We start from the raw sequence: 21,543 nt of genomic DNA, 5'->3' as shown, positions 1-21,543 counted from the left end.
TGTAATGGACGGTAATGATTGGCCGGGGAAAGCCGTGGTAAAGCACGCTCATGCGGCACAAATTCATCTCGATCCAATATCTGCGCGGCCTGGCGGCTCTGCTGGTCCTGGCCTCGCACGCTCTGCTTTATCCCCTGGTCGAGCATACCCTGTTCTATGGCCGCATGGGCTGGCTGGGCGTGATCCTGTTCTTCGTCATCTCAGGCTTCATCATGGTCGTGGTCACCGGGGATGAGCGCTTCTCGGCCGGCGATTTCCTGCGCCGCCGCGCCATCCGCATCGTGCCCATGTATTGGGGCGCAACCCTGTTTGCCGCGGCGCTGGCCTTTTTCCTGCCGGAGCTGTTCAAAACCACGGTCTATGATACCGGCGAACTGATCCTCTCGCTGCTGTTCATACCTTTCCACAACCCCGAAAGCGGTGGCATTCATCCGCTCTACAAGCTGGGTTGGACGCTCAACTACGAAGTCTTCTTCTACGTCTGCTTTGCTTTGCTCGCATTCCTCAGCGCAAAGATGCGCGTGGTCTGGCTGACACTGGGCTTTGTCGCGCTGTCGATCATCGGCGCGACGCTCGTGCCGCAGGATGCGATCGCCAAATTCTATACGACCTTCATGCCGCTGGCCTTCGTCGCCGGCGCCTGGCTGGGCTATGCGACGCTGCGCGGGCGCTTGCAGCTACTATCGGGCAAGACAATCGTGCCGGCGGCCGCGCTGGGGGCCGTGGGCCTTGTGGCGGGCTTTGGCGTGGACCATGCCAACCTCGTGGAGGATTGGCAGGCCTTCATCGGCTTCCTCGCCTTCGCCACGGCGCTGGTGCTGCTGGCGGTGCGCTTTGAAACCACCGTGCCACGCGTCAAACTGGCCGAACTGATCGGTGATGCGTCCTATTCGATCTACCTGATCCACATCTATGCCGTGGCCGTGGTCGCCGATATCGCCTTCAAGTTTCTCGATCCGGCAAACCTTTGGGCCTATGCCGGCGTCTCGACCCTGGCGGTCTTTGGCGGCACCCTGGGGGGCATCGTGGTTTACCGAGGTCTAGAGCAGCCCTTGTTGGGCATTTTCAGCCGGCTGTTCGGCAAGCGGCGGCGTACGCCGGTGGCTGCACCGGCCGAATAATCAGGTGAGGGCCTTGGCCTCGCTGCGGATGCGATTGACCATGGCGACGAGGCCATTGGAGCGCTGCATACCCAGATGCTCGCTGAGCCCGACCTTGGCAAACCATGCGATCGCATCGGTTTCGGCAATCTCTGCCGCCGGACGGCCTGAGTAGAGCGCCAGCAGGATCGCCACCAGGCCCTTGGTGATGATGGCATCGGACTGGCCGCGAAAACTCATGACCTTGCTATCGTCGACGCTCGACACCAGCCAGACGTTGGAAACGCAGCCTTTAACCCGGTTGAGGTCGGTCTTGTCGGCATCATCCATGCCCGGCAGCGCCTGGCCCAGCTCGATCACATAGTTGAGCCGGTCCTCCCAGTCGTCGAGGAAGGAGAGGTTTTCGGCAATGTCCTGGAAGGCTTGGGGCTCGGTCATGGCTGCTATCTAATGGCTAGCGCTGCCGAAGAAAAGACCGCAAGCACGAGCTGGTGCTTGCGGCCAAGGACCAGGGGCCCGTCGGGTCTGTGTCGCTTGGGGAAGTGACACGGGCGGCTGGTATTCAACAGGAGGCTCCGCGAGCCTCCTAGCTCTCCCGGTGCAGCCGCGGCATGGGAACCGGGGCCACGCTGATCGCCGCGGGAATCTCCTGCAGGGGAACGACGGCGACGGGCGGAGGGGTCTGGGTGGCGAAACTATCAAGCGTCTGCGTGGCGATGGCCTTGCCGCCGAGGCACTGAATTGAGTCGCATTCGATATTGGCGATCTGCTCGGCAATGATCTGGCTGCCGGCGGCCATGGCCTGCTGCGAAATCTCGTTGGCATTGGGCAGGTCGACGCCTGGCTTGATCACCATATAGGCGACGGTGAGCCAGAAAACCGAGCGAACAACTGCAAACATGAGCAAACCTGAAATCTGTCGCAGACCGGGTTGCAGCCTGCAAAACCCAAGCTAGCCGGGGCTTGTTAAACCGCGCTGGGATTTTTCGATAAAATTTTATGCAAATTGCAATTGCCCTGTCCGCGTGAGGCAAGACCTTGTTTACGCTAATCGCCGAAAGCGCCTCCCGACGGGTGCTGAAGACCCTCCCGGACCATCGAACTTAAGAGCGAATTTAGCTCTCCGGCCGCAGTGTGGGCCCAACAAGACCTGAACCCATTCAGGCAGTCTGCCCAGGCAGTCACTTCTTGCGGGACCCCTAAGGCAACCGCAACCGCTGGCGTCGTTTTGTGAGTATTGCGTATGCGTAGCCTGTTCTCTTTCGGCGAAAGCAAAGAGATGTCTCAGCGCGCTTCTGGCAACGGCCAGCGGCCTGAGATGCTGCGTCGCAAGACCCTCGCCAACAATGCCCGCCTGATGATCCTGCTTGGCGCGCTGAGCATGCCGGTCGCCGTCTATGCCATTGTCATCGGCGCCATCTTCCCCTTCGTGATTGCTGCACTGACCCTGGCTGGCGGCATGATCACGCTGGCGCTGCATCAGCGCCGCCTGTTCGATTTTGCCGCCGCCGGTCAGGTTTATGCCCTGCTCGCCGTTGGTGGCCTGCTGACCCTGGCTGACAGCAATATGGGCGATGCCGGCCTGGCCATTGCCGTGATGGCGCCGGTCATGGCTGCGTTGCTCGGCAAGCCCGGTCTGCGCCGCCACAGCTGGGCCATGTTTGCCGGCATTCTGGTGGTCGCGGGCCTCTCCAGCCTCCTTTCCATTCCGCTGCTGACCATCCATGGCCCCATCCTGATGGGTACCAGCGTGATTGCCTTCATCGCGGCGGCCGTGCTGATCATCCATACCGCCAACCGCATCAATGCGGCCTATGAAGTCTATGACAAGGCGCAGATGACCGCCTACCGCCACCTGATCGAGCATGTGCAGGACGGCGTCATTCGCTTCTCCAGCGAAGGCGATATCCTGATGGCTTCGCGCTCGTCAGAGAAGCTCTTCGGCTGCCGCCGGTTCGAGCTGGCCGATGGCGGTCTGGTCGGGCGCCTGCATGTGCTGGATCGCCCCGCCTATCTCAACGCCTTTGCCGACGCCAACCAGTCCGGCCGCGCCCGCACGCTCGAAGTGCGGCTACGCCAGGATGATCCGCGCGCGCAGTCCAATCTGCCCCATTTCATCTGGGTCGAGGTCAGCCTGTCGCCCGTCGTCGATCCCGATGCGGATGGTCAGCGCCGCGAGGTCGTCGCCCTGTTCCGCGACGTGACGCGCCGCAAGGATGACGAAATCGCCATGGCGGAGGCCCGCCGCGCTGCCGAAGAGGCGTCCGACGCCAAGTCGCGCTTCCTCGCCACTATCGGTCATGAGCTGCGCACGCCGCTCAATGCCGTCGTCGGCTTTTCGGAAATGATGACCAGTGGCATCGGCGGCGAACTCAGCGACACCCATCGCGAATATGCCGGCCTGATCCACCAGAGCGGCAAGCACCTGCTCGAAGTGGTGCGCATGCTGCTCGACATGTCCAAGCTCGAAGCCGGCAAGTTCGAACTGCAGACCGAGCCCTTCGACGTCGAGGACATGATCGTCCCCTGCTTCTCCATGGTCGATACCCTGGCCCAGAAGCAGGAGGTGACGCTGGTTGCCGACGTTGCGCCCAACCTGCCCATGCTGGTGGCCGACGAGCGCGCCTGCCGCCAGATCCTGATCAACCTGATGTCCAACGCCATCAAGTTCAGCCATCGCGGCGGCCAGGTGACGGTATCGGTCAAGCGTCAGGGCCAGAGCCTTAATATCTCGGTCGCCGACCAGGGCGTCGGCATGCCGCCCGAATCGCTGCAGCGCATCGGCGAGCCCTTTTTCCAGGCTCATGACGGTCTCGATCGCCGCTATGAAGGCACGGGTCTTGGCCTCTCGATCGTCAAGGGCCTCGTCGACCTGCACAAGGGCACGCTGCGGGCCATGTCCGAAATTGGTTCGGGGACAACCGTGACTGTTTTACTGCCCATAAACGGTCCGGCAATAAAGACCGAGGAAACTGGCTCGGTTACACCCTTCCGCAAAGAGCCGGCCGCCGCTCAGATACACCCATGGCAAGACGAAAAAAGAAAAGCGCAATGACGGCTTCAACCCTCTCGCGCCCGCTTCTGCTGGCGGGTAGTGCACTCGCGGCCCATATGGGCCGCGCGGGCCTTTGGTCCTTCCATCGCTATATGCGTGCGCCGCTGGCCTCCTCTGGCCTTTTGGCCATGGTGACCATGACGGCTCTGGCCGCGAGCAATGCGCTCTATTTTCAGACCGCGCGCCATCCGGCGCCCTTCTTTGCGCCATCCCCGGCAGTACCGGTCGCGGTGGTTGATTCGGACGTGGAGCCCCAGCCGCAGCCCATGCCCGAAATGCGCCAGACCGCCGTGCTGCCTGCCGTGACCTCGCCCGAGACCACGGGCAGCGTCACCAGCGTGCCGGCTGCCGCGCCGGTCATTCCCGATGCCCCCGTGGGCAACAAGGATGCCTTTGCCGTCCAGAAGAAGCTGACCGAGATCGGCCTCTTCCGCGGCACCGTGGATGGCTTTTACGGCCCGCAGACCGCGACGGCCATCCGCGCCTTTGAAACCCAGAACGGCATGACCCCGACCGGCGCCCTGACGCCGGGCGTGGTCGACGCCATCCTCAAGTCCGATACTGCCGGTCGCGTGCCCGTAGCGCAGCAGCCCGTGCCCGTGCAGCCCGCGCCGGTGCAGCAGGCCGTGATCCAGCAGCCAGTGGCGCCCGCACCGCAGGTCGATGTGGTGATCGCGCGCGTGGCACCCGTTTCGCCGATCGACAGTGCCGTCGATACGGTGGGCAATGCCGCCGCCAGCACGCTTGATTCCATTGTCGCCGCTGTCGATGGCGGTCGCTCCACTCCGGCCTCGACCAGCCCGGCGCCTGTGCCCCAGGCTGCCCTGCCAGCCGTCGCGCCTGTTGCCGCGCCGCCTGTCCAGGTCGCTTCGCTTGAACTCATGGCTGCACCCCGGCCCGCTACGGCCGTCCAGTCAGAAGCCGTGCCGCAGAACGTGCTGCCCGCCAATAATGTGCAGCTCGTCAGCCAGATCCAGCGTGGCCTCGCCAGCCTTGGTTTCTACCACGGCTCGATCGACGGCCATCCCGGCGATGGCACCGCCCGCGCCATCCGCGAATTCGAGAATTTCCATAGCTATCGCGTGACCGGCCAGATCAATCCCGACCTCGTCGGCCTGCTGCGCCAGGCTGGCGCGTCCATCTAACGCGTTTTCAGCAAAAGTGGAGACGGTTTTGCGGCTCGAAAACGCGACATCGCCGTGAGCACGCTCCGCAGCGATTTGTGGTGCAGCGCCTTTGTGCGCCGCCACAATGACTTGGGCCATATGTGCGTCGTAGCCCGCCGCGGCGACGCCATTGCCGGCCAGGTCTTCATCGAAGTCGATCACCTCGACGGCACCCGCTCGCTCTATACGCCGGCCCCCATGGCCAGCCGCGACAACGATGCGCGCCTGGTCTTCCAGCGCCGCTTCAGCCATGTCGAACCACCCAAGGTAACCGACCGCATCGCCCAGGAGGCCAGGTTTGACCCCGATCTCTGGGTGATCAGCCTGGATCATCGCGGCGATGATATCGGCGTGGATGTGGTCTAGAGCCTAGCTCGCGCGGCGGGCGCCGATGCGCGCGAGGGCTTCGATGGCTTGGTCGACGACGGGATTGTGCGCCGGAGCCAGCACCTGGGCGCGGCGGCTGGGCTGGGCGAAAGGCTTGTATTCGGGCTTGCCGAGTTCAAGCAGGTTCACCTCGCCACGCCAGGCGCTCATCAGATAGGCCATGGATTCGGGCGGCACGCTGGCGAAGAGATTGGCGAAATCGGCCAGGGCACGCGAGCGCTCGCTGTCGTGGCTGGTGGCGTGGATCAAGACCTTGAGCCCATCATAGGCCGTGCAGCCGAAGGCGCGCAGGATGACGAACAGTGAGGCGCCGGTGACGTCATGCGCGATCTGGCCGCAGCGCACTTCGTCGAGACCGGTGATCTGGCTGAGCAGGCGCGTGACTTCCGGACGGCGGTTTTCCGAGAACAGCTTCATCAGCGCCTTGGTCAGGTCCTGATTGGCGACCGTCAGCAGTTCGATGGTCTTGCTGATCGGCGCAACCGGCGTCTGGCGCTGGGTGAAGGCGCGGATGACCTTGACCCGGTGATTGTCGGAGAGATCGAAAAAGGCGGGTGCCAGAAGGGCCGCGTCGAAGTCGTCGCGCTGTGCCAGCGCCTCGGCAACCATGTGGTCCATCTGGGCGGAGCGGGCGAGGGCGCTGAGATAGGCGCCGCGCGGCACGATATTGGTATTGGCGGCAAGGGCGCGATAGACCTTGCGCGAATTCATCTGAAAAAGCTTGGCCAGCACGACGTTGGACAGGTCCGGCCGGGCCGCGATGACCGAAGCGGAGGGCACGTCGTAACGGGCAATGATGTCGAGCATGGTCGGTTCAGACAGCTCGGCTGCGGTGGTCAGGAAGCTGTTGAGGTCTTCACCGATATTGTCGACCACCAGCTGTTCCAGCGCGGGCGACAGCATTTCGGCGCGGCCGAGGATGGCTGCGCCCTTGGCGCGGGCCTGGGCGCTGGCCGTGGGAAACAGCCGTCCGGCAAGGGCTTCGAACTGTTCCAATTCGGGAACGGTCGGCTTGCCGCGTCGCGCATAGGCATCGCAGGCAGCAATCAGCAGTGTGTTGGTACGGTCGACGCCACCAGTCTCGATGAGCAGTTGAAACGTCTCGTAGGGCTGAAAACCAAGCATTTGTCGCGGACCGTTTATCGGAATCGCATCACATTCGATGCCCAGCCACTTTTGCCTCCAATTCGTTAGCAGACTGTTAACCTTGACGATCTCTTAATGCGGACATTGGCAGTCGGGCGAGGGGCGTCGCTCTACTGAACTGCAAACACCATTCGCTGCCTTTAATGGGACTGAAGGGGCGTCATCGCTGGAGGACAGCTTGGGAAAGCTCGTCAAATTCGATCTGCGGCAGAGAGCCGCCAATGCCGAGGCGGGCATAGCGCCGTCTGGGCCCGCCCAGATCCTGATCTTTACTGGGGTGCGTTATGAACGCGGGCCGCTACCATCGCCGTCGACGCAGCTCGATCCTACGCGGCCCAAGCGCAAGCGTGGATAAGTTCTGGTTTGTAAGCGGGGCAATCGTCCTGGCCGGCATGATTGCAGCCTGCAGCGTTTCGCGGCCGGTGGGCGATTTCGGTCGCGCCGCACCCAGCTGGACGCATGACACCGCCATGCCGGCAGCCGGCGATCTGGTCGCCGAATATGGCCGGCAGGAGCCGGTCAGCAAATTCAACAAGACCGACCAGGAAAACGAGATGCATGATCGCGTCTGGCGTTTCCTCGTCGCCGCCCATGCCAAGGACTGGTTGTTCGACACCCATGTCGAATTGCAGCGCACCCGCATCACGCCGCCGCGCGACGAGACTTTCACGGTCGAGCGCTATTATCTCTGGCTGAAGGGCGAGAGCTACAATTCTTCCCGCACGCGCTATGCGACGGTCGGTCGGCATGTCACGGCCGATATCGATACGCTGCCCACCACCTTTGCCGCCATTTGCGCCGTGGTCGAGATCGATCGTCAGCGCGCCGTGGCCTATGCCGGCCTCAACCGGCAGATCGGGCCCAATGTCGGCGAGAACATGCGGGCGCGCAAATACGAGAACGACGCCTTCATCGACTGGTTTGTCCGCGCGTTGAACTATCGCTTCTCCAGCTATGACTATGCGCTGGACATGCTGCTGGTCGAGACCCCCCATGAGCAATCCATCGCCGTGGACGATGCGCTGCGCCGCATGAAGACCTTCGTCGACCGCGCCAATCGCTACGATTTCTGCGGCGATGGCGGCAGGTTGCCGGGGCAGGGCACTGTCGTCATTCCGTCACGCTACCAGCATAGTGGCGACACCGAGGTCGTGCTGCCCAAATAAGCGGTCGATGCTGGCGCGCTTGGGGGCGGGATATGGCGGAAGACAGCCAGCAGAGAAACGGCAGTGCCAGCGAGGTGTTTCTCGCCTTGCTCAAGCTCGGCCTGACGTCGTTTGGCGGGCCCATCGCGCACCTTGGCTATTTCCGCGACGAGATCGTGCTGCGCCGAAACTGGCTGGGCGAAAAGGCCTATGCCGATCTCGTGGCGCTGTGCCAGTTCCTGCCGGGCCCGGCCTCCAGCCAGGTTGGCTTCGCCTTGGGCCTGTGGCGTGCCGGGCCACTTGGCGCGCTGGCGGCCTGGGCGGGTTTCACCCTGCCATCAGCCCTTCTGCTGGTGCTATTTGCGCTGGGTGCCGGAGCGCTGGATCATCCCGTGGCCCAGGGGGTGCTGCATGGGCTCAAACTTGTTGCCGTCGCCGTGGTGGCGCAGGCGGTCTGGGGCATGGCCAAGAGCCTGACGCCGGACCGGCAGCGCGCCGGGATTGCGCTCGCGGCTGTCGCGGCTACGGTGATCCTTGCTGGATCATCAGGGCAGGTGGTGGCGATCGTGCTGGGTGGGGTGGCTGGCCTGCTGCTCTGCCGAGGCGGTGCTGTGGCGGTTGAGAACACCATCCGATTTGGCATCACCCCTTTCGTGGGGCTTTTGTGCCTGGCGCTGTTTGTCGTGCTGCTGCTGGGCTTGCCGTTGTTGGCGGGACTGGGCCATGGAGCGGCCCTGTTCGATGCTTTCTATCGTGCTGGGTCGCTGGTGTTTGGTGGCGGCCATGTTGTGCTGCCGCTGCTCGAAGCCGAAACCGTGGCGCGCGGCTGGGTCAGCCAGAGTGATTTCCTTGCCGGCTATGGCGCGACGCAAGCCGTGCCCGGCCCGCTCTTCACTTTTGCCGCCTATCTTGGCACAGCATCTGATGGCGTATTTGGCGCAATCATCGCGCTGATCGCCATCTTCCTGCCCGGCTTGCTGCTGCTGGTCGGCGTATTGCCCTTCTGGGATGCACTGCGCGGTCGCCCCTTGGCCCAGGCCGCGATGCGCGGCGCCAATGCGGCAGTGGTCGGGATTTTGGGCGCGGCGCTCTATGATCCGGTCTGGATCAGCGCCGTGTTGAGCCCCCGTGATTTCCTCCTGGCGCTGACGGGCTTCCTGGCACTGGTCGTCTGGAAGATTGCGCCATGGTTGGTCGTGCTGGCGCTGGCGGCAATTGGCGGCCTGCTGGCGCTCTAGGGCGCTACCGTGCCGCAGCTCACCGCCGCCAACGATCGGGCAAACCGTTCGGCCATGACCTGTTGCGGCGGGGCGAGGCGGACGAGAATCAGCAGCTTGTCACTGGTGGTTTCGACCACCAGCGTGCCCTCGGCGACATCGATCTGTTGCTGGGCCAGCAGACGCGTCTGGTCGGCGTTGAAAATCCCCAGATCCATCACCTGGCCGATGCCGTCGCGATTGGTCGTGGAATAGGCGACCTTGCCGGAGGTGTCGAACAGCGCCACCGACCAGAAGGCATCGGGCAGCGTGCCGCGCACATAGGCCGGGCCCTGGGCAAGGTCGACGCGGCAGAGGCCATAGACCATTTCGGGATCAAGCCCCAGCGGATTGGGCTGGCCGGCAGGGACGGAATCGAGAATGACCACGCGATTGTCGGCCTCGATGGCGGCGACGCGCGTCCAGACCGACTGTTCCGTCAGGGCGGGCAAGGTGAGGATCACCACGATATGGATAATGCCGCCGAGCACGAGGCCTGCCAGCAGCCAGAGCAGGGGACGGATCATACGCAGTCCCCCCGATTGATCGCCGGCATGGCCTGATCACTGGAGAGGCCCGAAAAGGCTGCCGTGTCATAGAGGCGGAGCACCAGCTGGAACGGGCCCGAACCCGTGAGCTCGAGCCAGGTGCCGGGGGCGAGGCGCGTGCCCACATGGATATGGAGGGCGCCATCATTGTCGCGAGTCACATCCGTGCTGCGCAACGAAGGCGCGACATCGGGGGCGGCGACATTGATGCCGGCCTCGTCCTGCGCCACGAGCGTCCAGAAGCTTGCCAGCGGCGTCATGCCGACGATGCTGTAGCTGCAGTCCCGGGTCAGCGCCTCACCATCGCTGTCGCTGGTGGCGGTAAACTGCAGGCCCTCGGCCTGGCCCAGCTCGAAAGCGGCAGTGCGCGCCAGATGGGCCCGCGTATAGGGATTGGGCGCGCTGGAGCCAACATCGGGCCAGGCATGCCAGGGCCCGACCTGCGCCACGCCGAAGAACCGCCCGTCAGTCAGCGCATAATAGCTCAGCCCGAAACCAACGCCGAGCGCCACGGCAATCATCATCAGCAGATACAAGACGAAGCGCACTGGTCAGCGGCTCGACAAAGCGGGGAAGATCATGGGCGGCGAAACCTGCGCGCTGGGTGGCTCGCCCAAGGCTATAGCAAGGGGGGCAGGTGTTCGGAAGGGTGAAGGTGTCTTGCGTGGCAAGTGTGTGCGGACAATAGTACGTCCACAAGCGTTAATTGGGGCGTGAGATGTCGCCAGCCAAGTCAGAGCGGATCAAACTTACGGCCTCTCTTCTGAATTCCCTGTCGTCCGGTACAATATTGGCAGCACTGGTGGCGCCCTATGTCGGTATCGGTATGGGCACGCTATCGACTCAGACCGACCTGTTCAATCTTTTCAGCCTGTCGGTGTTTGGAGTTGCTGTCGGAGCTGTGTTACATTTGGGGGCAAGAAGAACCCTAGGAAAGCTGGAGGAGTGACATGACAACCTTGCTGCTTTGGCTTTGGGGGCCGAGCGTTGCCTTGTTCGTGATCGGCTTTGCCCTCTACATCAATCGCCACGACAAGATGCATCCGGGCGAATAGTTCGATGAGCGCCAGTGTGCTCATGCGGCGTCGGATCGATTTTCCATTTTCGGCTGAAGCTTGATTCCCAGCGCGTTCATGACGCCGAGGAACGTGGAGAGGCGAGGGTCGCCGTCGCGGCTCAGCGCGCGATAAAGCGCTTCACGGTTCAGGTCCGCATCCTTGGCGACTTGGGCCATGCCGCGTGCACGGGCAACAACGCCCACGGCATGGGCCACGTAGCCCGGGTCGCCGCTATCGAAGGCATCTGCAAGCAATTCTGTCTGGGACTCGTCGTCCTGCAGAAACTCTGCGGCGTCGAAGGGAAGGGCTTCTTTTGCCATTTAATACTCCTTGGCCAGCACCTTGGTCGCAGCTATGTCCCTTTGTTGCGAGGACTGGTCGCCCCCGCAAAGCAGGATGACAATCGCGGTGCCGCGTCGAATGAAATAGATGCGGTAACCGGGGCCGTAATCGATCCTAAACTCGCCGATGCCATCGAAATATTTCACGTCGCCTAGAAGCCCGCTTCAATTCTCGTGATCCGAATGGCAATCTTGCGGGCGGCAACCTTGTCTCGCAGCGCCTGGTGCCATTCGCTGAAAGTTTCAGTCTGACGAACCGTGATCACGATTGTAGCTTATAAGCTACATGTCGAGCGTGGTCAAGATTGGAGCGGAGTGAGGGAGCTACAGCCCCTGTGTCGCCGCTGGCACCTGGGCGCTGGCCTGGTTGGCTGACCCGCCTGTCGCGCTGATCGTTACGGCCAGCAGGTCGGCGAGATCGACCAGTTTGCGTGCGGCGGCGGGGGTGAGGTTGGGAGGGCGCTCGATTACCTCTTCGTCCTCGGCGGGATCGGCATCGGCGATCACGGTCTGCTCGGGGACGAAATCGACGCCAAACACCGGCTGCACGTCGATATTGGTATGGGCATAGGCCATGAACTTCTGCCAAGCGATGGCGGGCAGCGTGCCGCCGGTCAGGTTGTTGGTGGAGTGATAGTCGTCATTGCCGAACCAGACGGCGGCGACGAAATTGCCGGTGAAGCCGCAGAACCAGGCGTCGCGATAGGACGAGGTGGTGCCTGACTTGCCCACGACCGGCACTCCGGGCACGTCGGCGCGACGACCCGTGCCGCCGGTGACCACGCCGCGCAGCATGGAATTCATATTGGCGACAGTGGTTTCGCTGAGAATGCGTTCGCGCGGCGCATCGGGATTGAGATCAAACACCTGTTCGCCGCGCAGGGTCGTCATCCGGGTGATGCCATAGGCCTGGGTCTTTAGGCCATGATTGGCGAGGACGGCGTAAGACGAGGTCATGTCGAGCACCGAAACCGAGGCTACGCCGAGCGCCAGCGAGCGGGTGACGGGGTAGTCGGCTTGCAGACCCATCCTGTGGCTGAGCGATGCAATCGGATCGCGGCCGGTCTTGATCGAGAGGGTCACCGGCACGGTGTTGAGCGACTGGGCGAAGGCCGACGCCAGGGTGACATTGCCCTTGTAGCTGCGACCGTAATTTTGCGGGCACCAATTGCCGATGCAGACCGGACGGTCGGTGATCGTGTCACTCGGGGTGAGGCCAAGCTGCTCGAAGGCCTCGGCGTAAACGAAAATCTTGTAGGCCGAGCCCGGCTGGCGGGTGGAAACCACGGCGCGGTTGAACTGGCTCTTGCCATAGTCGGTGCCGCCGACCATGGCGCGGATGGCGCCCTGCGTGTCGGTCACGACCATGGAAGCCTGCGTCACGTCATACTGTTCGCCCTGTTCGCGAACAGTCGAAACCACTGCCTCCTCTGCATATTTCTGCAGGGTCGTGTCGATCGTGGTGCGGACGACGAAATTGTTGGTGGCGTGCTGACTGGTTTCGATCAGGCGCTTGGACTGTTCGAAGGCCCAGTCGAGGAAATAGTTGGGCGAATTGGCATCGGCAGCGCGGCTGATCGGGGTGGCGGGGTGGCGGCGGGCGGCGGTCACCTGGCCTTCGGTGAGAAAGCCCGAGGCGACGAGATTGGAGAGCACGACATTGGCGCGACCACGGGCTGCGGCCAGGTCGATATGCGGCGCCCAGCGGCCCGGTGCCTTGTAAAGCCCTGACAGCATTGCAGCTTCTGCCAGGGAAATATCCTGGATGCGCTTGCCGAAGTAGTAATCCGCCGCGGCGACGACGCCGAAATTGCCGCCGCCCATATAGGCGCGGTCGAGATAGAGCTTGAGGATTTCGTCCTTGGAATAGTGCCACTCCAGCCAGACGGACAGGAAGGCCTCGACGATCTTGCGCTCTATCGTCCTCTCGGAGCTCAGGAAAAGCTGTTTGGCCAATTGCTGGGTGATCGAAGAGCCGCCATGCAGCGAACTTTCGCCCGAGGCATTGGTCATTAAAGCGCGTAACGTGCCGACGACGTCGATGCCGAAATGCTCGTAGAAGCGCCGGTCTTCGGTCGCCAGCGTTGCCTTGATCAGATAGTCCGGCATGTCGGCCAGGGCCACGGAATCGTCGGAACGAATACCGCGGCGCCCAATCTCGGTGCCGAATCTATCAAGAAAAACAACGGAATAGTCTTCCGCCTTGTTGAACTCGCCCGAGGCGGTGACATCGAAAGCCGGCAGGGCCAGCGCCACCATCAGCACGCAGCCGATGGCGAGGAAAGAGAAGGCGTCGGAGAAAATCTCGACGAAAAAGCGCTTGAAGCCGGCGACATGAAAAATGGACATGACGTCGGCAAAGTGCGTATAGCCACGGCCCAGCGACTGCCAGAATTCGTAGAGCGAGGAATCCAGCCACGCATCGGCCGCCAGCATGCTGGACGACTTCTTGCGCTTCTCCTTGGTGTAGAACGGATCCTGCACTTTTCACCCCGGTTGGTGACGGAAATTGTCCGCTCCGGACGCGCAACGCAACACAATCGCTGGAATATGATTGCGCTCCGGCGCCGACAAGAGCAAACCGGCAACACGATTACCGCCCGCGAGTTAAGATGGCCTTTTGGGAAGAGAAATCGCTGGACGAAATGAGCGACGCGGAGTGGGAAGCCCTCTGCGACGGTTGCGGTCGCTGCTGCCTGATCAAGCTCGAGGATGAGGACAGCGGCTTGCTGATCACCTCGGACGTGCGCTGCCAATTGCTCGATGGCGACACCTGTGGCTGCACCGACTATCCCGGCCGTCAGGCCAAGGTCCCCGACTGCATCAAGCTGACGCCGCAGAATGTCACCGAGATCAAGTGGATCCCCACCACCTGCGCCTATCGGCGCATTGCCGAGGGCAAGGGCCTCGCCTGGTGGCATCCGCTGGTCTCGGGCGATCCGCAAACCGTGGTCGATGTCGGCGTCTCGGCACGGGGTAGGACGTTTGCGGAGCAGGACATCGCGCCCGATGAGTGGGAAGAGCATGCGGTAGACTGGCCCGAGTGGGAGCCGCCGGAAGCTCTTTGAAGTAAGATTAACTATTGATTGACCATCTTGTGGCCTGATCTCGCCTGCGTGAGCCTTTATCTCGGCGGCCCAGATGACGTTACTTGCGACTTCCAAAGATCAGACGGGTGACCACTTCTGGAGCAGGGTGCGCAGCGCCCTGCACGCCATGAGGCCGATGAAGCAGCCCGCTTATGGCCAGGCGGCGATCGCGCGGTCCATCGGCATGAAGCCCAAGCTCGGCACCCTGATCGAGGAAGAGCTGGAGCAGGGCTGGAGCAATGCGGCGCAGCACAATGTGTCGCTGAGCCTGCTGGTCATCGAGATCGATCGCGCCAACGAATATTACGCCGCCTATGACAAGCCGGATACCGATGCCGGTGTGCTGGCGGTGATGCGGACCATTGTCGACTGCCTGCCGCGTGCCGGAGACAGCTGCCTGCGGCTGGGTCGGGGCGGCTTTGTCGTCGTCCTGCCGGACCTGCCGGCGCTGATGGCACGGACCCTGGCGCTGAAAATCACCGACGCCGTGCGCCGCCAGTCGGTGGCCAACAAGGTCAGCCATGCCGGTGTTGTAACCGTCGGCATTGGCCTTGCCGTGACCAACCCACTCGGCAATTACGATCGCCGCTTCTTCGAGGCCGGCGCCGAGGCGGTCAAGAAGGGCCAGCGTCGGGGCCTCGGCAAGCTCGAGATCATGGACCTACGCCCGCGCATCGAGCGCAAGCGGCAGAAGCACCTGAAACAGGCCAGGGCCGCCTGAGCTATCTGACAGCCGCCATTTCCGCCAGACCCTCCGCCCGCGTGATGACGGGGCGATAGCCCAGGTCGCGCTGCGCCTTTGAGATGTCGAGGGTGATTTCTACCGCCGAGGTTGCATAGGCCTGTAGGGTCAGTGGCCCCTTGATCTGGCCGCCGGACAGGCGATGCAGCATGTCGCCGAGCCCGGCGATAAGGCGCAGGAGCGGGCGGGGTACGGTCTTGTCGGGCGCGGTGAGGCCCTGGCTGGCCAACATGCCGGTGACGAAGTGCCTGAAGGGCAGGTCATCGTTGTCGCTGAGGAAATAGACTTCCCCGCCACGCCCTTTTGCCAGAGCCAGCTCCACGCCGTGGCAGAGATTGGCGATATGGGTGGTCGAGGTGAGATAGTTGCCGCCGGAGATCCAGGCGAGCTGGCCGGAATGGGCGGCGGCGAGCAGTTGCGGCATGGCAGTGGTGTCATCGCGCCCCCAGACGGCACGGGGGCGAAGGGCGACGACGCGGAAATCTGCCGAATTGGCGGCGAGGGCGATCTGTTCGGCTCTGGCCTTGCTGGCGGAATAGGCGCCGGCCGGGCGGCGGGGCAGGGGATGGTCTTCGGTGACGCGGACCAGCGGGCGCCCGTCGGCGAGGACGGATTCGGTGCTGAGATGCACGGCGGTGGCTATGCCGGCCGCGGTTGCGGCAGCAAATACCGCGCGCGTGCCCTCTTCGTTGATGCGGAACTGGGACGGTGAGCCATGGCCGTGGTCGGTGTCGGCGGCAGCGTGGATCAGGGCATCGCAGCCGGCCATGACGGGCACGAGGTCAGCGTCGGGCAGGGCGCCGAGCACGGGAGTGGCGCCGAGGTCTGTGACCAGCGCGGCGGAGGCCGGCGAGCGGACGAGGGCCACGACGGCAATGCCCCTGGCGGTGAATTGGCGGATGAGGTTGCGGCCGACATAGCCGCTGCCGCCGGTGAGGAAGATCTTGGCGAAGGGCATGGCGGGAGCATTCGCCGCAGCGGGGGCTGCGTCGGTAAATTGGGTCATGATCGGGCTTTCGCTTCTAGGTCTTGGGCGTGGTGGTCACCAGCCAGTCGATCTCGCCGATAATGCGTAGGCGCTCGTCGGGGTCGAAATGGTGGAAGTCGAGATATTCGAGGAATTTGAGGCCTTCCAGCGCCAGATAGGCGAGGAGGGCGCCCCGCGGCGAGGTCGCGGTGTCAAGGATATGGGTGACGGTTGCGGCCTGGCTCTCCTGCATGCGCTGGCGCAGGCCGCCATCCATGGCGAGGGCCGCGGTGAGATTGAGGGCGGCTGGGCGGAAGGCTTCAGGTGGCGGTTCGGCGGCCACGGCAAGGCGTGAGCGGATGGCGGGGCTGTCGCGGTCGGTTAGGCCGCCTTCGACTTCGGCGTGCCGGGCGTGGTCATTGCGGAAGGCGCGCTCGACAATGGCCTCGATCAGCGCCTGCTTGGTCCTGTAGTCATAGATGACACTGGCCTTGCTGATGCCGGCCTCTCTGGCGACGGCATCGAGTGTCAGTGCCGTAGCGCCATCGCGGGCGACAACGGCTTCGCCGGCATCGAGAATGGCCTGCTGGTCGATGACACGTTTGCGTCCCATAAGAGTGCCTTGTTTTTATTTCCGACCGGATGGTTATAAATATTTTGGCCGGGAGTCAAGACTTGGGAAGAGGTGTGGGATTGGGGATGTCCGGTTCGGGTACCTCGGCCACGGTGTCACCCCGGCTTTGCGCTGGGACCCATACTGAGATCGCGCCTCGGCCTCCAGGCAAAGAGGCAGACCGAGAGACCTTGCGGCAGCTGGGAAAATCTCGAGATGGGTCCCGGCTCAAGGCCGGGATGACATCGAGTATGGGGCGCGGATGGTGAAACAATCGCTGCATCGCAGAGGTTGCCGGCCTTGCAGAGGTTGCCAGCGGCGGCGTGAGCCCTTATGAGACCCCTCCCTTCTACATTCCCCAGCAGGACGGCTTGCCATGACCCTCGTTTGCGGCCTCGATTTCGGCACGTCCAATTCCACCATCGCCCATCTCGACAGTGGCGGCGTGCCGCATCTGCTCAAGCTCGAGGCGGGGCGCGAGACCATCCCCAGCGTCATCTTCTTTTCCTTCGAGGACGATCGCATCCATTTCGGCCGACAGGCCGTGGCCGAATATGTGACCGGTGCCGAGGGCAGGTTGATGCGCTCGCTCAAAAGCGTGCTGGGCACGGCGCTGATCGGCGACAGCACGCGGGTGAAAGCCCGCTCCTATGGCTTCGTGGAAATCCTCGGAATTTTCATCGCCGAGCTCAAGAAGCGCGCCGAGGCCGAGCTGTGGGGCTCGGTCGATAGCGTCGTCTGCGGCCGTCCGGTGCATTTCGTGGATGACGATGCGGCGGCCGATGCGGCAGCGCAGGGACAGCTCGAAGGCGCGGTGCGGGCGCAGGGTTTCAAACATGTCGATTTCCAGTTCGAGCCGATTGCCGCAGCGCTTGACTATGAGCGGCAGGTGACCAGCGAACGCCTTGCGCTGATCGTCGACCTTGGCGGCGGTACCTCTGACTTTTCCGTGGTGCGCGTCTCGCCGCAGCGGGCCAAGGCGGTGGATCGCGCTGGCGATATCCTTTCGACGGCGGGCGTCCATATCGGCGGCACCGATTTCGACCGGCTGCTGTCCATGGCCAAGGTCATGCCCGAGCTGGGCCTCGGCACCAAGACAAGGGATGGCAAGCGCCACCTGCCGGTAGCGCCCTATCATGACCTCTCGACCTGGCACCGCATCAACCGGCTCTACAATGCCCAGACCCAGCGCGACCTGCGCGGCACCATGCGCGAGGCAGAAGCGCCGGAGCGGGTGGAAATGATGATGGAACTGGTGGAAGACCGGCTCGGCCATCGCCTGGTGGGCGCCGTGGAAGCAGCCAAGATCGCGCTCTCCGATGCCGACAGCACCGATTTCAGCTTCCCCGTGCGCGACCGGCTGATCGAAACGGAGATGACCATCGCCGACTTTACAGCGGCGCTGCATCATTCGGTGCAGCGCATCGAGGCCACCATTGCCGAAACGCTGCGGCGGGCAGGGGTGGAGAAGGGCGAGATCGACAGCCTGATCCTGACTGGCGGCTCGACCCAGGTCCCGGCCATTGCCAGCCGGCTGCGCGAATTGTTCCCCGACGCCGAACTGGTCCGCACCGACGTGCTGGGCAGCGTGGGCCTGGGCCTGGCGCTGGACGCCAGGCGCAAGTTTGGCTGAAAGAGCGCCGGCGCGGGGCCGCGCCTAGCGCGAGCCGGTCAGTGCGGCTGGTGGCACCAGGCGTTTCTGTGGCGCCTGGGTCGTCGTGAGCTGTTCTGAAACCCAGCCCTCAAGACTCGGATTGAGGTCCACAAGGAGCCAGCCATTCTGCCGGTCGATGACCCGCAGCGCCGTGCCGCGCGGCAACGTCATGATCAGGGGACCGGCTGTGTCGGGCGTGTGGCGGACATTGAGGGACGCGACATTGACGAAACGGGGCGCGGAAAGCGGCGCCGATGCGGATGCTGGTGATGCCGGCGGCGCCGATCTGGCGGCAGGACTGGCGCTGCCGCCGGTCGCCGGGCGGTCCACCATGGCGAACTGATAGATGCCGAAGCCGATGACACCCAGGATGACCCATCCGGCCCAGTTCGAATTCTGCTTTTTCTTCGCCATGAGTCGCCCCCTGTCCGGGTCTATCTAACCGCATTGGTCTTAAAGGAATGCGTGCGGCGGCGGGCATGGTCGATGAGCAGACGATCGCCAGATGGCGTCGAGCAGCGCCAATTCCGACGACGTGCCTGATCGATCGCGCAGGGCGCTCTTGCCGTCCTGTCCCATCCTTGCCAAACAGGCGGGCAGGGGAGGAACCTGCATGGCCGTGCCAACCATTCACCTGGTCTTCAAGACCCATCTCGATATCGGTTTCACCGATCATGCCGCGCCGGTACGGCGGCAATATCATGAACAGTTCATTCCCCAGGCGATCGCCACGGGGGAGCATTTCTTTGCCGAAAATCCCGAGGCGCCCGCCTTCATCTGGACGACCGGCGCCTGGCTGATCTGGGATCATCTGCAGAGCCAGGATGCCGCGCGGGTGCGGCGGCTGGAGCGGGCCATCGAGCGCGGGCTGATCGCCTGGCATGGATTGCCCTTTACCACCCATACCGAGCTGATGTCGCCGGCCCTGTTCAGGGCCGGGCTGAGCTATGCAGAAGAGCTCGACCAGCGCTTTGGCAACACGACCATCGCGGCCAAGATGACCGATGTGCCCGGCCATACGCTGGGCATGGTGCCGCTGCTGGCGGCGGCTGGGATCCGCTTCCTGCATCTGGGCGTCAATACGGCGAGCCCCGTGCCCGATGTGCCGCCGATCTTTGTCTGGCGGGCGCCCGATGGCGCCGAAGTGGTGGTGATGTATCAGGCCTCCTATGGGGCGACCGACTTCCCGGCCGGGCCCGATATCGGCCTCAGCTTTGCCCATACCAATGACAATATCGGCCCGCAAAGCGTCGGCCAGACCGTCGAGGCGCTGCGGGCCATGCGCCACGACCATCCCGATGCCAGGATCGTGGCATCGACGCTCGATGCTTTTGGCGCGGAAATGTGGGCGCGGCGGGCGCAGTTTCCGGTGCTGGAACAGGAGATTGGCGACAGCTGGATCCATGGCACGGCCAGCGACCCGCAAAAGCTGGCGCGCTTCCGTGCGCTGCAGCGGTTCTACGACGGCTTCGAGACGCTGACGCCGCAGCGCCGCGCCTTTGGTCGAGGCCTTGCCATGGTGGCCGAGCACACCTGGGGCGTCGATGTGAAGACCTATCTGCGCGATGACAAGGCCTGGGATCGCAGCGACTTCGAAGCGTCGCGCCGATCGGACTATCGCTTTGCCTATGCCGAACAGTCCTGGGCCGAACAGCGCGGCTACATCGATACGGCCCTGCAGGCGCTGGATGGTGCGGACCGGGCCGCGGCGGACGCCGCGTTGGCCGGGTTGACGCCGCCTGCGCCAGCGGTGCCACAGGCCGGCCTGCAGTTGGAGGACAAGGGCTGGACGGCCGATCTTGATGCGACGACGGGCGATGTCCTGCGGCTCGTGGCGCCTGACGGGCAGGTTGTGGAGGGCCAGGATGGGGCGTTGCTTGGCTATCGCCACGAGAGTTTTGACTCGGCAAGCCTCCAGACCCATCTCGACAGCTATCTGCAGCATTGCCTCGAATGGGCCATTCTCGATCACGACAAGCCGGGGCTGGAGCGTGCGAAAACGGCGCGGACGGCGCGCTTTGTGCCGCGTCACCTGGGCGTCGATGGCGGGGTTGGCATCGCCGAGCTGGAGCCGGAGGCGCGTGACGCGCTGGGCGGTCCGGCGCGGCAGGAAATCCACATCCAGGGGATCGATGCCGATCAGGTGGCGGTGACGCTGGTTTTGCGCGACAAGCCGGCCAATCGCATGCCCGAGGCGGGGTTCTTCAGCATCAGGCCGGCGGGTGCGAACGAATGGCAGCTGGAAAAACTGGGGCTGTGGCATGCGGCCGACAATATCGTGCGCCGCGGCGGTGGCCAGTTGCAGGCCGTCACGGCAATGCGGGCGCGGCTGGGGCAGGGCGCCTTGACCGTTACGCCGCTCGATGCGGCGCTGGTGGCGCCGGCGCTCGCGCCCTTCATGCCCTTCCAGCCCGAAGTTCCCGACTTCGGGCAGGGGGTGGCCTTCAACCTCTACAACAACAAGTGGGGCACCAATTTTCCCATGTGGTGGGAGGGAAGCCAGGTGTTCCGCTTCATCCTGCGGCTGGATCGGGCGTGAGGCGCAACGGTCAGCCGGCGGCCAGCGCCAGAAGGCGCGCAACCTCGTCATGGACACCTTCGGCGAGGCGAGCCGCCGCGACGATCGGCAGCCAGGCCAGGATAGTGTCGCGTGGTCGCCCCGCAAGGGTCGAATAGGCGTCGAGATAGGGCTCGGCCAAGGCAGGCGCGTGGTGCAGGAACAGCAGATAGCTGCGACAGGCATCGGCCTCGGATGGCCCTGTGGCCGCGTCGAGCCAGTCGACGACGACGGGTGCTGCCGCGCTGCCCATGATATTGCCGGGATGGAAATCGCCATGGCAGAGCGCGTCGCCTTCGGCGAGAGTGTCGAGCCGCGACAGCAGCTTGCTGCGCAGCGCGTCATCCAGCTGGCGGGCATTGCCGATATCGCGCCGCAGTCTCGATTTGAGCGCGGGCAGCGGCTTGCCGCGAACCTGGTGGATGCGGATATGCAGCGCCGCGATCGCTGGGGCGTCCCAGGCCACAGCGGGCCGGGCGGCGCGGCTCATTTCCACCCCCCAGCGCCCGTCGTAGAGCCCAGCGGCCACGACCCCGGGTATGGGGAGGCCCGTGTCCTCGAGGAGGGCCAGCGTGGCGGCTTCGCGAAAGGCGGCCGCCTTGCCTGCGCCGTCCCGGTAGAGCTTGAGCACGTGCTCGCCCCTGGCGAACACCTCGGCCACGCGCCCACGCCCAAGCGGGATCTGGCTATCGACTGACCTGCTTGCCTCGCCCGCCACG

Annotated in this window: 23 protein-coding genes; 11 read left to right on the top strand and 12 right to left on the bottom strand. The window is 63.9% G+C overall.

The window, feature by feature from the left end; translation table 11 throughout:
* Positions 1-50 precede the first annotated feature (50 nt).
* Positions 51-1,121 (top strand): acyltransferase, encoded by a 1,071-nt coding sequence (locus P0Y65_11410; GenBank protein WEK02817.1) that lies wholly within the window; start codon positions 51-53, stop codon positions 1,119-1,121.
* On the opposite strand, the gene P0Y65_11405 is transcribed toward P0Y65_11410, so the two are convergent.
* Complete coding sequence (locus P0Y65_11405; GenBank protein WEK02816.1) at positions 1,122-1,538, bottom strand: SufE family protein; 417 nt, start codon at positions 1,536-1,538, stop codon at positions 1,122-1,124.
* Positions 1,539-1,686: 148 nt separating this feature from the next.
* Positions 1,687-2,001, bottom strand: a complete 315-nt coding sequence (locus P0Y65_11400) for a hypothetical protein (protein ID WEK02815.1) — start codon at positions 1,999-2,001, stop codon at positions 1,687-1,689.
* A gap of 417 nt (positions 2,002-2,418) precedes the next feature.
* On the opposite strand from P0Y65_11400, the gene P0Y65_11395 reads away from it, so the two are divergent.
* The 3 genes from P0Y65_11395 to P0Y65_11385 are packed head-to-tail and all read left to right on the top strand — an operon-like array spanning position 2,419 to position 5,687.
* The gene (locus P0Y65_11395; protein ID WEK02814.1) at positions 2,419-4,155 is read left to right on the top strand and encodes a PAS domain-containing sensor histidine kinase; all 1,737 of its coding nucleotides are present in this window, start codon (positions 2,419-2,421) and stop codon (positions 4,153-4,155) included.
* Positions 4,152-5,300, top strand: coding sequence for a peptidoglycan-binding protein (locus P0Y65_11390; GenBank protein ID WEK02813.1), 1,149 nt, complete (start codon positions 4,152-4,154; stop codon positions 5,298-5,300). The genes P0Y65_11395 and P0Y65_11390 overlap by 4 nt, the downstream gene beginning before the upstream one ends.
* Before the next feature lie 54 nt (positions 5,301-5,354).
* Positions 5,355-5,687 carry a DUF1491 family protein gene (locus P0Y65_11385; GenBank protein WEK02812.1) on the top strand — a complete coding sequence of 111 codons (333 nt, stop codon included), beginning with the start codon at positions 5,355-5,357 and terminating at the stop codon, positions 5,685-5,687.
* A gap of 3 nt (positions 5,688-5,690) precedes the next feature.
* Here the strand turns inward: P0Y65_11385 and P0Y65_11380 are convergent, their stop codons facing one another.
* Positions 5,691-6,833, bottom strand: coding sequence for a DUF2336 domain-containing protein (locus P0Y65_11380; protein ID WEK02811.1), 1,143 nt, complete (start codon positions 6,831-6,833; stop codon positions 5,691-5,693).
* Positions 6,834-7,201: 368 nt separating this feature from the next.
* On the opposite strand from P0Y65_11380, the gene P0Y65_11375 reads away from it, so the two are divergent.
* Positions 7,202-8,020, top strand: a complete 819-nt coding sequence (locus tag P0Y65_11375; GenBank protein ID WEK02810.1) for a hypothetical protein — start codon at positions 7,202-7,204, stop codon at positions 8,018-8,020.
* A gap of 32 nt (positions 8,021-8,052) precedes the next feature.
* Positions 8,053-9,237, top strand: a complete 1,185-nt coding sequence (gene chrA / locus P0Y65_11370; protein WEK02809.1) for a chromate efflux transporter — start codon at positions 8,053-8,055, stop codon at positions 9,235-9,237.
* On the opposite strand, the gene P0Y65_11365 is transcribed toward chrA, so the two are convergent.
* Positions 9,234-9,782, bottom strand: a complete 549-nt coding sequence (locus P0Y65_11365; protein WEK02808.1) for a hypothetical protein — start codon at positions 9,780-9,782, stop codon at positions 9,234-9,236. The genes chrA and P0Y65_11365 overlap by 4 nt on opposite strands.
* Positions 9,779-10,351, bottom strand: coding sequence for a DUF1214 domain-containing protein (locus P0Y65_11360; GenBank protein WEK02807.1), 573 nt, complete (start codon positions 10,349-10,351; stop codon positions 9,779-9,781). The genes P0Y65_11365 and P0Y65_11360 overlap by 4 nt, the downstream gene beginning before the upstream one ends.
* A 170-nt stretch (positions 10,352-10,521) precedes the next feature.
* On the opposite strand from P0Y65_11360, the gene P0Y65_11355 reads away from it, so the two are divergent.
* The gene (locus tag P0Y65_11355; GenBank protein ID WEK02806.1) at positions 10,522-10,752 is read left to right on the top strand and encodes a hypothetical protein; all 231 of its coding nucleotides are present in this window, start codon (positions 10,522-10,524) and stop codon (positions 10,750-10,752) included.
* A 126-nt stretch (positions 10,753-10,878) separates the two neighbouring features.
* Here the strand turns inward: P0Y65_11355 and P0Y65_11350 are convergent, their stop codons facing one another.
* The 3 genes from P0Y65_11350 to P0Y65_11340 form a co-directional block, all read right to left on the bottom strand.
* Positions 10,879-11,181, bottom strand: a complete 303-nt coding sequence (locus P0Y65_11350; protein ID WEK02805.1) for a putative addiction module antidote protein — start codon at positions 11,179-11,181, stop codon at positions 10,879-10,881.
* Positions 11,182-11,349, bottom strand: a complete 168-nt coding sequence (locus P0Y65_11345) for an addiction module killer protein (protein WEK02804.1) — start codon at positions 11,347-11,349, stop codon at positions 11,182-11,184. It abuts the gene before it with no gap.
* Between the two features lie 177 nt (positions 11,350-11,526).
* Complete coding sequence (locus P0Y65_11340) at positions 11,527-13,686, bottom strand: PBP1A family penicillin-binding protein (GenBank protein ID WEK02803.1); 2,160 nt, start codon at positions 13,684-13,686, stop codon at positions 11,527-11,529.
* A gap of 128 nt (positions 13,687-13,814) precedes the next feature.
* Here P0Y65_11340 and P0Y65_11335 point away from each other — a divergent pair, with 128 nt between their 5' ends.
* Positions 13,815-14,270 (top strand): YcgN family cysteine cluster protein, encoded by a 456-nt coding sequence (locus tag P0Y65_11335; GenBank protein WEK02802.1) that lies wholly within the window; start codon positions 13,815-13,817, stop codon positions 14,268-14,270.
* Positions 14,271-14,427: 157 nt separating this feature from the next.
* Positions 14,428-15,012 carry a diguanylate cyclase gene (locus P0Y65_11330; protein ID WEK02801.1) on the top strand — a complete coding sequence of 195 codons (585 nt, stop codon included), beginning with the start codon at positions 14,428-14,430 and terminating at the stop codon, positions 15,010-15,012.
* 1 nt (position 15,013) lies between these two features.
* On the opposite strand, the gene P0Y65_11325 is transcribed toward P0Y65_11330, so the two are convergent.
* Both P0Y65_11325 and P0Y65_11320 read right to left on the bottom strand, forming a co-directional pair.
* A complete protein-coding gene (locus P0Y65_11325) occupies positions 15,014-16,039 on the bottom strand; it encodes an NAD-dependent epimerase/dehydratase family protein (protein WEK02800.1) in 1,026 nt (341 codons plus the stop codon).
* Positions 16,040-16,055: 16 nt separating this feature from the next.
* Positions 16,056-16,613, bottom strand: coding sequence for a TetR/AcrR family transcriptional regulator (locus P0Y65_11320; protein WEK02799.1), 558 nt, complete (start codon positions 16,611-16,613; stop codon positions 16,056-16,058).
* Between the two features lie 376 nt (positions 16,614-16,989).
* Here P0Y65_11320 and P0Y65_11315 point away from each other — a divergent pair, with 376 nt between their 5' ends.
* On the top strand, positions 16,990-18,246 hold the full coding sequence (locus P0Y65_11315) for an Hsp70 family protein (GenBank protein WEK02798.1): 1,257 nt from the start codon (positions 16,990-16,992) through the stop codon (positions 18,244-18,246).
* 24 nt (positions 18,247-18,270) lie between these two features.
* On the opposite strand, the gene P0Y65_11310 is transcribed toward P0Y65_11315, so the two are convergent.
* A complete protein-coding gene (locus P0Y65_11310) occupies positions 18,271-18,681 on the bottom strand; it encodes an SH3 domain-containing protein (protein WEK02797.1) in 411 nt (136 codons plus the stop codon).
* A gap of 199 nt (positions 18,682-18,880) precedes the next feature.
* On the opposite strand from P0Y65_11310, the gene P0Y65_11305 reads away from it, so the two are divergent.
* Positions 18,881-20,806 (top strand): DUF5054 domain-containing protein, encoded by a 1,926-nt coding sequence (locus P0Y65_11305; protein ID WEK02796.1) that lies wholly within the window; start codon positions 18,881-18,883, stop codon positions 20,804-20,806.
* A 10-nt stretch (positions 20,807-20,816) separates the two neighbouring features.
* Here the strand turns inward: P0Y65_11305 and P0Y65_11300 are convergent, their stop codons facing one another.
* Positions 20,817-21,455, bottom strand: a complete 639-nt coding sequence (locus P0Y65_11300; GenBank protein ID WEK02795.1) for a phosphotransferase — start codon at positions 21,453-21,455, stop codon at positions 20,817-20,819.
* Positions 21,456-21,543: the final 88 nt, after the last annotated feature.

It is taken from the genome of Candidatus Devosia phytovorans (assembly GCA_029202405.1).
GTDB classification, from domain to species: Bacteria; Pseudomonadota; Alphaproteobacteria; order Rhizobiales; family Devosiaceae; genus Devosia; species Devosia phytovorans.
Note: the sequence above shows the minus strand (reverse complement) of the source record. Positions and strands in the feature narration are given on the sequence as shown.